The 12070-nt window shown below is 49.1% G+C and carries 6 protein-coding genes; 2 read left to right on the top strand and 4 right to left on the bottom strand.

Annotation, left to right across the window (positions count from 1 at the left end; all coding sequences use genetic code 11):
* Positions 1-268: 268 nt before the first annotated feature.
* Both NFR28_RS03230 and NFR28_RS03225 read right to left on the bottom strand, forming a co-directional pair.
* Positions 269-1789 (bottom strand): IMP dehydrogenase, encoded by a 1521-nt coding sequence (locus NFR28_RS03230; RefSeq protein WP_251178386.1) that lies wholly within the window; start codon positions 1787-1789, stop codon positions 269-271.
* Positions 1790-1939: 150 nt separating this feature from the next.
* Positions 1940-3697 (bottom strand): FAD-dependent oxidoreductase, encoded by a 1758-nt coding sequence (locus NFR28_RS03225; RefSeq protein WP_251178385.1) that lies wholly within the window; start codon positions 3695-3697, stop codon positions 1940-1942.
* Between the two features lie 204 nt (positions 3698-3901).
* On the opposite strand from NFR28_RS03225, the gene NFR28_RS03220 reads away from it, so the two are divergent.
* On the top strand, positions 3902-5569 hold the full coding sequence (locus tag NFR28_RS03220) for a LuxR C-terminal-related transcriptional regulator (protein ID WP_251178384.1): 1668 nt from the start codon (positions 3902-3904) through the stop codon (positions 5567-5569).
* Here NFR28_RS03220 and NFR28_RS03215 read toward each other — a convergent pair.
* A complete protein-coding gene (locus tag NFR28_RS03215; protein ID WP_251178383.1) occupies positions 5558-6964 on the bottom strand; it encodes a sodium-dependent transporter in 1407 nt (468 codons plus the stop codon). The two genes, NFR28_RS03220 and NFR28_RS03215, sit on opposite strands and share 12 nt — an antisense overlap.
* A gap of 44 nt (positions 6965-7008) precedes the next feature.
* The gene (locus NFR28_RS03210; protein ID WP_251178382.1) at positions 7009-8451 is read right to left on the bottom strand and encodes an aminopeptidase; all 1443 of its coding nucleotides are present in this window, start codon (positions 8449-8451) and stop codon (positions 7009-7011) included.
* Between the two features lie 179 nt (positions 8452-8630).
* On the opposite strand from NFR28_RS03210, the gene NFR28_RS03205 reads away from it, so the two are divergent.
* Positions 8631-11996: an ABC transporter ATP-binding protein/permease gene (locus NFR28_RS03205; RefSeq protein ID WP_251178381.1), complete on the top strand. Its 3366-nt coding sequence runs from the start codon at positions 8631-8633 to the stop codon at positions 11994-11996.
* Positions 11997-12070 lie beyond the last annotated feature (74 nt).

Below are 12070 nucleotides of genomic sequence, written 5' to 3'. Positions count from 1 at the left end.
CTATGATCAGGCAAAAAACCCCAGTTAGTACCGTTAAGTTACCAACTGGGGTAGTAACAAAATGCCCTAATCGGGCACTTTTCCTGCCAAAGTTTGGTGTTTTATAGAAAGTTTTATCAGCCCGGGGCTCAGGAGCCCGAGGCAGCAGACAGCGCGCAAAGCTGCTTCGCAAAATCACGAACAAAAAATCCCGCGATGCAGTTTGGCATCACGGGATTTAAGAACTTGCTGGAATAACTAATACGTTTCAGCGAAAAAGGCTACGCATCTAGCGCGTATTGCTTACGTAGGGCACCTTGTCTTTCAGCAAGACATCGTGTGCGCCTCCCTCAACAATTGATGTTGCTGATACCAGTGTCAGTTTTGCCTTGTCCTGGAAGTCGGGAATGGTAAGCGCACCGCAGTTGCACATGGTTGAGCGCAACTTCAACAACGTTACATCCATATTGTCTTTCAAGCTGCCAGCGTAGGGTACGTATGAGTCAACACCCTCTTCAAATGAGAGAGCCTTCTTTGCACCGCCAAGGTCATAACGCCCCCAGTTACGCGCACGAGCAGAACCTTCGCCCCAATACTCTTTCATATAGGTGCCGTTTACCATGACTTTGTTGGAAGGAGACTCATCGAAGCGAGCGAAATAACGACCAAGCATAACAAAGTCCGCACCCATGGCAAGTGCAAGCGAAATATGATGATCATAAACAATGCCGCCATCAGAGCAGATCGGCACATAAATGCCTGTTTCGCGGAAATACTCATCGCGCGCTTTGGCAACTTCAATAGTGGCAGTTGCCTGACCGCGGCCAATGCCCTTGGTCTCACGCGTAATGCAAATAGAGCCACCGCCAATACCAATCTTGATAAAGTCAGCACCTGCTTCTGCCAAGAAACGGAAGCCTTCAGCATCAACAACGTTGCCTGCACCAATTTTGACCGAGTCACCATAATGCTCGCGAACCCACTCAATGGTCATCTTCTGCCAGTCAGAATAACCCTCCGAGCTGTCAATGCACAAAACATCAACGCCTGCTTCAACAAGAGCCGGCACACGCTCAGCATAGTCACGCGAATTAATACCTGCGCCAACCATATAGCGCTTGTGCTCATCAAGCATCTCGTTAGGATTTGATTTATGCGAATCATAGTCCTTGCGAAATACCAGGCTGACCAGGCAATCATTTTCATCAACAACCGGAAGCGAATTGAGCTTATGATCCCAAATGATATCGTTTGCAGCCTTCAGAGTTACACCATCTTGAGCCACAATCAACTTTTCACGCGGCGTCATGAAGTCTGAGACCAACTCATCCATGCTCATACGAGATAGACGATAATCGCGCTCAGTCACAACACCAAGAAGCTTTCCATGAGGCGCTCCGCCTTCAGTAACTGGCATCGTTGAATGGCCATGACGCTCTTTCAACTCAATCACATCTGCAAGCGTCATATCAGGAGAAAGATTAGCATCAGAGGTTACAAATCCTGCCTTGTAGTCTTTGACGCGTGCCACCATGGCGGCTTCATCTTCAATAGACTGATTGCCATAAATGAACGACAAACCGCCCTCGGTTGCTAATGCTACTGCCATACGATCGTCCGAAACAGCTGCCATGATTGCCGATACCATCGGCACATTCAAGCTCATAGGACACTCTTCTTGGCCTTTACGATATTTGACCAGCGGAGTTTTCAAGCTCACCTTTGCCGGAACGCAATCTGCGGGGGTATGCCCGGGAACCAAAAGATACTCATTAAAGGTACGAGATGGTTCTTCGAAATAAAATGCCATGGGGGTTCTCCTTGATTTCAAAAGACACCTTTTGGCTATTATAGCCAGCGAATCAAGATTTCAGTATACCGCTCATACAAAAACCTACCAATACAAAAATCGCGCCGTTCATAGGCGACGCGATTGGGAGGGAAGACACGAAACGAAAGATTATTTCTCGGCCAACATCTTGCCTACCATACGCCCGAATGTCGCGCAGCGGCCAGCATTGATGCCAGCAGCAAGGTTGGGATACGTGCCCGCATAGAAGCTGCCTTGATCGTTGCCGATTACATAAACGCCTTCAATTACATTGCCGTCTTTGTCGAAAGGCTGCAGGTTCTCATTAACCTGAATGCCATCAAGCGTGCACAAGGTCAGACCACAGTTTTTCACCGAACCATAGAACGGCGGCGTTTGAATAGCGCTCAGGCGGAAAGCATCCTTGCCAAAGTCAGGATCACTGCCGTTTTCGTAATTCTCGGTTTGACGAGCACATGTCTCTAAGAACACGTCTTTGTCTTCGCCTTCAAAACCGAGTTTGTCGGCCAGCTCTTCAAGCGTGTCCGCTTTCGCAATAAGCCCAGCCTCAACAAACTCCTCCATCTCAGGCCCAATCCAGAGGTCAAGCATATCGGGGAATGCATCGTGATCAGAGCCGCCCTCGGGCTGCATATAAATGGTTGAGCAGCCAACGGTGTGGAATACTGGCACATATTCTTTCCAGTCGCTGTCCCAAATCTGGTGCCAGTAGCGCTCGTTTACCGGACGCTTTGAAGTGGCGCCGAAAACATAGTCATAAGGCGCGCTTTCGTTGTGGAAACGCGCTCCGTGCGGATCGACGCGCAAGAAAGGCTGTGATGCAAAGAAGAAGTAGCCAAAATTACTGCCAGTCTCATAGGGGTTACCCATCTCTTGCTCGGCACTTAGCAAGCATCGATTAAACGTAAGCGAAGTGTGCACCGCATCCATCTGTGCTCCTGCCCACATCAAAGCCTTAATGCCGTCGCCAGTGCATGAAGGGAATGCATCAAACGTACCCAAGCACGAATAACGAGTAGGTTGAAGCGCTTCATACATTTCCTGGTTGTAAGCATACCCGCCAGTAGCCACGATGACGCCCGCAGCTGCATTAATACGGATCATGCCATCAGAGCCTTGTGCATAAGCGCCTACCACTTTACCGTTTTCGACAATGAGCTTTTGCATGGGCGTTTTATAGCGAATTTCGCATCCATCAAATGAAGTGAAATAGGCATCCAGACACTCTGACACTTGTGGCTCGCGCTCCTCATAGCCCGCGCCATCTCGACCATTGGTGCCATGCCCTGTTGGCCAGTCGGTATAGAAAGTGTCTTTAGGCATATTCCACTCAAGCTGAACCTCAAGACCATCTTTGGCGATAACGTCTGCATACCAATCAATTGCTTCGCCAGAATTGAGCGCCCATTTACGATACAGTGCTGAGTGGATTTGTCCGTCGGCATAGCGATCCATGTCGTTCATGATGGCCATAGGGTCAATCTTTGCAACTTCGCCCATCTCTTGCTGGAAGCGAGAATTCACCGCGCCCAATGCAGACGAACGCACGCCATTGCCGCGATCACCCTTTTCAATCAGCAGCGTCTTAGCGCCATTTTCAGCAGCAGAGCAAGCAGCGAAATAGCCCGACGTTCCTGCGCCAATTACGAGCACATCGCAATCGATGGTCTCTTTGCATTCGTCATCAGAAATGGTCGGCTCTTCGCCAAGCCATGCTGCTTCTGTCGTGGCAACCGCAACGCCTTGCGGGGTCTCGGCGTCCACATCAACGGATGCATCTTTGCCGCTTTGCGGTGCGCATGCAGAGAGCGCACCCACGGCTGCAAGCGAACTAACCGCAGCAGCCCCACCTAAAAATGCACGACGTGATAATGTTGAATCTGACATTTTTCCTCCTTTTGTCCCTCCCGAAGGTGCCCGTTGCGGCACCCAGAAGATGAGGGCAGTATGACGAAGCAGATGAGGAAAAACATCGCCTAAAAGTTGGGTTTCACGCATAATCACCGCTTTTAGGTGAGGGTGATTATTCTCCGTGTAAACTATGATAGATACCATCTTTTCGCACTACAGGGTCGCACAACAGGGAGGGTTATGTCGACGCCTCGCAAAACAGCTGAAAAAACCACCCAGCAGCACACGCGATCAGCCCAAAAACATGCGGGATTCATCTCCAAGTTGGAAGGCACGCTTAAGTTACGCTATCTTGGCATTGGTTTTATTTGGGCATGGGTTTATTGCTCGTACGAAACGCCAGCTGTCTATCCGCTGCGCAGCGGCATGGGCATTAATTCCGATGATTCCTGGATTGTTTCGGCCACCGTTGTTACCATTGCGCTTTTCGCTGGCGGCATTCTGCTTGGACGGCGACGCAGGCCAGCTTCAACAGCGCTGACACTCACGGCTGCCTTCTGCGCCACGATCGGCACACTTCTTTCAACCTCAACAGCGCTTCCAGCCGAGATCACTATTTATGTAAGCGGAATTCTTACCGGTTTTGGCACGGCATTGCTTTCAATCATTTGGGGGCAAACGCTGGCGAAGCTTGACACCGAAACCTCAGAGCTTGCCATCCCAGCAGCATCCATCATTATGGTTGCCGGCGCGCTCGTGTTTCCCTATCTGCCACCTGCCGTCGGAGCCGCTGCAGCTGCGTCGCTGCCGCTTATATCGGGGCTGATGCTTTTTGCCACCCAGCACGAATTGGGCGAAACACCGCCGGCCTCTTCGCTAACACCCGAGAAAGCGACCGCCGATTCATCAGCGTCCGCCTCTACTGATGCCGACACTACAGCTGCTGCTGCCACCACCACTGCTACCGACACCACCACCGCCGCTGCCGCCACTACTGCTACCGACACCACCGCCACCACTTCGCCCCGGCTGCGCATCTCGTCGAACATCATCAAGATGGCGATTCTTCTCTTTATCGCATATGTAACCAGCGGGTTCTTAGAGGCGGTATTCCCTATCAGCAATATCGCAATTTCAACCCTTGATATTGATTGGCCTATCATTATTGGCTCGAGCTTTGGCGTCATTATCATGGTGTCATTCTTATTGTTCGCGCAACGACCCACTTTCGACACCTACTTCAAGGGAGTAGCGCCTCTTATAGCAGCCACTATGGCGCTTATGATCTGGAATGATGCAGTAGCTTCGTTTTTGAAGTCAACGTTTTTGGCTATCACCAATACCATCTTAACGGTTGCAACATTTCTCTGCGTAGTCAATGCAGCGCAAAAAAGCCAAGACAACGCAGCACTGAGTATCGGCATCACGCAAGGTACTTTGCAACTTGGCGTATTAATTGGCAATATTGCAGCTCAGCAATTCATTGTGTGTTATGGCAAAGAAAGCGATGTGCTCCTTTTCGCCATAGCCGCGCTTTCTGTCTTATTCTCTCTCGCATGGTACATTTACCCCACTGAGCAGCGACACTACCACCCAAGGCCACCAGGAGTAAACGCCACAGTTTCGCACAAAACCACTTTGCTTGATACCACTATCACGCCTTCCGACAGCTCACTTGAGATCGTTTGCGATCAACTGGCAAGCGCCCATAACCTTTCGGGGCGTGAGCGCGAGATCTTGGGCTATCTCGCTCGCGGCAGAAGCCAACCCTACATTCGCGAGGAGCTCATTTTGTCGAAAAATACCGTAGCAACACACGTCAAGCATATTTACCAAAAACTTGATGTGCATTCTCGCCAAGAACTGCTTGATCTTATTGAGGCAGCAGAGGGCGAACTATGCCCCTAACCACGTTTGTACGATGGGCGCATATCCCATAACGATAACCAGCAGAATAAGCACCGGCAGCACAAAGCGAAGATACGGCAAAATCTTATGCGGGAACCGCATACCATTTCCTGTATCTGCTTCTTTGAGGAAATTCTGGAAGCCCCATCCTCGCTTTGATGTACAAAAGAGCAAAAAGACCAAAGCACCCAGTGGAAGCACGTTATTGGAAACAATGAAATCCTCAATAGCTTGAATATTACCAATGCCCGGCACATCAATCCCGGCCCAAACATTAAAGCCAAGCACGCACGGCATTGACAGCACAGCAAGCAGAACACCATTTACCAAGCAAGCACGGCTACGCGACCATCCCCACTGATCAATGGAGAAACTCATGATGTTTTCAAACACCGCAATAATGGTAGAAAGCGCGGCCGACGCCATAAAGATAAAGAACAGCGTGCACCATAGCTGCCCCATTGGCATCTGCGCAAAAACGCTTGGCAGCGTGATAAAGATAAGTCCTGGTCCACTTCCTGGTTCAACACCAAAGGCGAAGCATGCAGGGAAAATAATGAGACCAGCCATAAGCGCAACAAGTGTGTCAAGACCAGCAATACGCACAGCCTCGCCTGTCAGCGCATAGCGCTTATCCACGTAGCTTCCGAAGATAGACATAGAGCCAATACCAACCGACACCGTAAAAAATGCTTGCCCCATGGCAGCGAAAACAGCGTCAACAAAGGTAGACCAACCGCCTTCAAACAACTTCCCAAAATCAGGCATGAGATAAAACTCCAGGCCACGCTCAGCACCGGGCAGTGTGACCGCACGTATACAAAGAATTACTAGCACCACGAACAGCGCCATCATCATAACTTTCGTAATGCGCTCCACGCCGTTTTTGAGACCAGCACGCGTCACCAACACACCAATCAGCACAACCGCCAGCATGAACACCATCATCAAAACCGGATCGGCCAACAGCCCATCAAACACGCCTTCTACGGCAGATGCTTCCATACTGTCGAATCTGTTACCGGCACTAAAAAACGCATACGCCAGCATCCACCCAGCAACTGTCGTATAAAACATCATAAGCAGATAATTACCTGCCAGCGCAGCCCACTTAAAGCGATGCCATTTGCTGCCCGCCGGCTCTAGCTCATCAAAGCTTCGCGCAACACCTTTTTGACTCGCGCGTCCAACAGAGAATTCCATCACCAGAATAGGGAGTGCGAACACCGTCAAAAACAGCAGATACAGCAGTACAAACGCTGCGCCACCATACTGACCAGTAATATAAGGAAAGCGCCAAACATTTCCCAAACCAATTGCGCACCCTGCGCTAATAAGAATAAAACCGAGCCGAGAGCCGAATTGTTCACGCGACGCCACGCTAACCTCTTTCATGTCGAAATTGTGCCACCATAATAACCCGATAGTCTGTCATTACCCTACGCATTTCTCAAAAACGCGCAATATCCCTTGTAAGCTTCGTAGATGTCGGCTTTGCTGGTCACTTCCCATGGCGAATGCATAGACAAAACTGGCACACCAGAGTCAATTACATCCATCCCATACTCAGCTGGTATATAAGCAATCGTACCGCCACCACCTGCATCAACGCGGCCCAGCTCAGCAGTTTGAAATGCCACATGCGCGTCATCCATAATGTGGCGAATATGCGCAACATATTCTGCGCGCGCATCATTTGAACCGCTTTTACCACGTGCACCCGTATATTTATTAAACACCAAACCGTGACCAAGATATGCTGAGTTCTTTGGTTCAAAAACACCTGGATACGCTGGGTCAAAGCCAGCAGAAACATCAGAAGAAAGCATGCGCGAATTACGAAGCGCATGACGAAGCGCAAGCATGCCCTTTTCGTTTGCCAGTTCCATAATCTCAGCAAGCGTGTTTTCAAAGAAACGAGAGGTCATGCCAGACGCACCCACGCTGCCAATTTCTTCTTTATCAACCAATATGCACACACCAGTCGTGGTAAGTTGCTCATGAGCAACAGCCAACTGCGCCTGCAAAGAAGTATAGGCGCACACACGGTCATCTTGTCCATAACCGATCACCATGGACCGGTCAAAACCTAGATCACGCGCGCGACCAGCTGGTACTACCTCTAGCTCGGCGGAAAGAAAATCCTCTTCTTCAATGCCATATTTGTCGTTCAGCAACTTGAGCGCGAAGGCCTTCACTGGCTCTTTTTCGTTAGCAGAATCACCCTGCGCTGCATCATCCTCGGTTTCACCCTTTTGCCCATCCGCTTCAATGATGAGCGGGCGATTGCCTACCAAAAGATCAAGCGCTTCGCCTTCTACTACCTCAGAAGCGGTTTTGCTCATCTGCTTGTTTGCCAGATGAATCAACAAATCTGTCACACAGAAGACCGGATCATTCGGATCTTCACCCACGCACACCTCAATAACGCTTCCGTCTTTTTTGACAACAACACCGTGAATTGCAAGTGGCAAGGTCACCCATTGATAGTGCTTAATGCCGCCATAATAGTGCGTGTCGAGCAGTGCAAAATCATTGGCTTCATACAGAGGGTTTTGCTTGATATCTAAGCGAGGCGAATCAATATGTGCACCTAAGACATTCACACCGCGCTCCAAAGGCTCAGTGCCCAACTGCACCAACATGAGTGCCTTTCCTTGTGCAAGCGCCCAAACTTTATCGCCAGCTTTAAGGCGAACACCTTGCGAAACCGCCTCATCGAGCGAGATATATCCATGCTCTTTTGCTTGCTCAAGAGCAGTGTTTACGCATTCGCGCTCCGTCTTGTTGTCAGAGATAAAATCTTTATATGTACAAGCAAGCTTTTCCAGTTGCTCAAAATCTGTTGGAGTATAGCTTTTCCAAGCGCAGGGACGCTCCATTATTCGCCATCCTTTCTTTTTGCACAATTTCTTTATTGTGACGTATTTCATCCTTATATATTAACCTTTTATGAAGATAGGTTTAGCACCAGTTCGGCAAGGCTCCATGATCAAGTAATCTAACTTATCAAACTCATAAAACAAGCATGTACACATAAGCACATTGAAAGGTTGACGGCATGTTAGAGCTTGTCGATATTTGCAAATCCTACGTCACCCAAAGTTTCACACAAACGGCACTCAATCATGTGTCTGTTGCATTCCGTGATAACGAATTTGTTGCAATCCTTGGTCCTTCGGGCTCGGGTAAAACAACCATGCTCAATATTATCGGCGGTCTGGATCACTATGATTCAGGTGATCTTATTATTGATGGTGTCTCCACGAAGCAATACAAAGACCGAGACTGGGACACTTATCGCAACAACCGCATTGGTTTCGTTTTTCAAAGCTACAACCTTATCCCTCATCAGACGGTTCTCTCTAACGTTGAACTAGCGCTGACGCTTTCAGGCGTTTCACGCGATGAGCGTCGTGCCCGCGCCATTGATGCCCTCAAGCGCGTAGGATTAGGCGAACATATCAACAAAAAGCCCAGCCAGCTTTCTGGTGGTCAGATGCAACGTGTGGCCATTGCCCGTGCACTTATTAATGACCCTGAGATTCTTTTGGCTGACGAGCCAACCGGAGCTCTGGACTCCAAAACAAGCGTCCAGATTATGGATCTTTTGACCGAGATTGCCCATGACCGTCTGGTTATCATGGTTACGCATAATCCTGAACTGGCGGAACAATATGCAACACGCATCGTTAATCTCTCTGATGGCGTCATTCAATCCGACACCGATCCTTTTGATCCTGCCATTGAGATCCACGAGCGTTCTGCAAAGCCAGCTCGTCGCACAAAGATGTCTTTTTTGACAGCGCTTTCGCTCTCTTTTAAAAACCTTATGACCAAAAAAGGTCGCACGCTCATGACAGCATTCGCTGGATCTATAGGCATCATTGGCATTGCGGCCATCTTGTCTCTGGCAAACGGCGTAAACAATTACATTAAAACAGTGGAGGAAGAAACACTTTCAGAATATCCGCTTCAAATCCACTCACAAGGCTTTGACATGACCTCAATGCTCATGTCCACGAGCTTCGAGGACACCTCGGATGACAACGAAAATGCAGATACCGACAACTCAAATGCATCTCAAGATCCTTCGCTTAACTCGCTCGCCGAAAACGAAGAAGATGGCGAAGTTGGCATTTCCGAAATGATAACCACTATGTTTGGTTCAATTGGGTCAAATGACCTGGCAAGTCTCAAAGAGTTTTTAGATAGCGGAGAAAGCGGCATTGAGCCTTACGTTAATGCAATTGAATACACCTATAACGTAACCCCTCTCATCTATGGTGCCAATGCGCAAGACTTACACCAAGTTAATCCCGATGTTTCTCTGCGCATGCTTGGCATTGGATCAGGCAGTTCATCAAACTCGTTTGTATCATCCATGATGAGCACCGATACTTTTTATGAGATGCCCGCCGACGAGGATCTCTACAAGACGCAATATAACGTTCGTGCTGGTAGATGGCCTGAAAACTATAATGAAGTTGTGCTCGTGACCACGCAAAGTGGGCGCATCTCTGACTTCATGCTCTACTCGCTGGACTTGCGCGACACTACCGAACTGGACAACATGGTTCGCCAATTCTCAGCAGACGAAGAGGTGGATGTACCCGACGATATTGAGCCGATACCCTACGAGGACATGCTGAATATCACCTTTAAGCTGGTCAATCAGTGCGACCTCTACACATTCGACAGCACCTATGACGTCTGGGTTGATAAGTCAGACGATGAAGCATATATGCAAAATCTCGTAGAGCAAGGCGAAACTATTCGCATTGTTGGCATCGTGTCGCCCGACCCCGAGGCTACGGCCACCATGCTCAGCCCAGGCATCAATTATCCGGCTTCCCTTACCGACCACGTTATTGAGACAGCAGCACAAAGCCAGATCGTAAAAGACCAGCTAGCTGATCCCACAATTGATGTCTTTACCGGGGTGCCTTTTGCAGACGAAGCAGAGAATCAACGCGAATCATTTGACATGAGCTCGCTTTTCACCATTGACGAAGAAGCACTTCAAGCCGCATTTACCGTGGACGAGGCAACCCTCACTGAAGGACTCGGCTCACTTGAGATTGACACCTCGGCGCTCAACATTGACCCCGCATCGCTTCCTGCATTTGACCCCTCTACGCTCAATATCAATCCCCAGCTTGACCTTCAACAACTGGACCTTGACTTCAGCGATCTGTCGCTTGATCTGTCGGACATGTCTATGGCAGGCGCAGTAAACACCGAGCAACTTGGCTCTGAACTTACCGGAGCCCTCGGAAGCGCGCTTGCAGGCTTTCCTGCGTGGTATCAGCAGCATGCCACAGATTACAAAGGCGAAAATGCACTCCAAGATGCTATGACTGCCTACCTCTCAAGTAACGAGGTGCGCACGCAAATGTCACAAGCTATAGGCGAAGCGCTTGCCAACTCGCTTGATACCGAAAAGCTGCAAACTCAGATCAGCACAGCGGTAGCCAAACAGTTACAACCACAAATTGAGGCTAAGATCCAACAATCTCTTGCCCCTGCCATTGAAAGTGCGTTGAAAACTTCGCTTGAATCATCCCTCCAAACAGCTTTGTCAGGCTATATGCAAACAGCCATGGCTGCTGCCGGTCAACAGATGGCTCAAGCCCTTGAAGTCCAAATCAATGCCGCCATGCAAAATATGACTTCGCAACTGCAAACAAATATGCAAAATGCACTCAACGTGGATACCTCAGCTTTTGAAAACGCTTTTAGTATGAACATGGACGAACAAGAGCTGGCTGAACTCATGATGTCATTTATGACTGTTGAGGATGCTTCCTTTGATAATAATCTCAGCAAACTTGGCTACGCTGATAAAAACAACCCCGCAGGCATTGACATCTACCCCATTGATTTCGAATCAAAGTCAGAAGTCATCAAAATATTAGATGACTACAATGAGCGCATGAAAGCAGAAGGAGACGAAGACAAAGTCATCACCTACACCGACTTCGTAGGCACGCTGATGGCTTCCGTGACTGACATTGTCAATATGATTAGCTATGTACTGGTGGCTTTCGTGGCAATATCGCTCGTGGTGAGCTCCATCATGATTGGCGTAATCACCTATATCAGCGTTCTTGAGCGCAAAAAGGAAATTGGCATTTTGCGCTCCATTGGTGCAAGTAAAGGCGATATTAGTCGTGTCTTTAATGCGGAAACCATCATAGTAGGATTTACCGCAGGCGTTATTGGTATTGGGCTCACCGCGCTTGGATGCATTCCGGTAAATGCCATTGTTTATTCGCTTTTCGACGTACCCAACGTGGCGCTTCTCCCCTGGCAGGCAGCCATTATTCTCATCTTGATTAGCGTGGGTCTTACGTTCTTGGCTGGCCTTATTCCCTCAAGTGCAGCTGCGCGCGAAGATCCCGTTGAAGCACTAAGGAGCGAATAGCGCCTCAAACGCTTGTAGCGTCTTTAGTGTGGTGCACGTATCACGCTCAAACTCTTAAGCCGCACGCAAAAAAG

The organism is Adlercreutzia agrestimuris (genome assembly GCF_943193125.1).
GTDB lineage: Bacteria > Actinomycetota > Coriobacteriia > Coriobacteriales > Eggerthellaceae > Xiamenia > Xiamenia agrestimuris.
Note: the sequence above shows the minus strand (reverse complement) of the source record. Positions and strands in the feature narration are given on the sequence as shown.

Bases quoted from the DNA above. Each gene is read 5' to 3' on its own strand.
- NFR28_RS03230 (WP_251178386.1), bottom strand. From the start codon at position 1,789: ATGGCATTTTATTTCGAAGAACCATCTCGTACCTTTAATGAGTATCTT.
- NFR28_RS03225 (WP_251178385.1), bottom strand. From the start codon at position 3,697: ATGTCAGATTCAACATTATCACGTCGTGCATTTTTAGGTGGGGCTGCT.
- NFR28_RS03220 (WP_251178384.1), top strand. From the start codon at position 3,902: ATGTCGACGCCTCGCAAAACAGCTGAAAAAACCACCCAGCAGCACACG.
- NFR28_RS03215 (WP_251178383.1), bottom strand. From the start codon at position 6,964: ATGAAAGAGGTTAGCGTGGCGTCGCGTGAACAATTCGGCTCTCGGCTC.
- NFR28_RS03210 (WP_251178382.1), bottom strand. From the start codon at position 8,451: ATGGAGCGTCCCTGCGCTTGGAAAAGCTATACTCCAACAGATTTTGAG.
- NFR28_RS03205 (WP_251178381.1), top strand. From the start codon at position 8,631: ATGTTAGAGCTTGTCGATATTTGCAAATCCTACGTCACCCAAAGTTTC.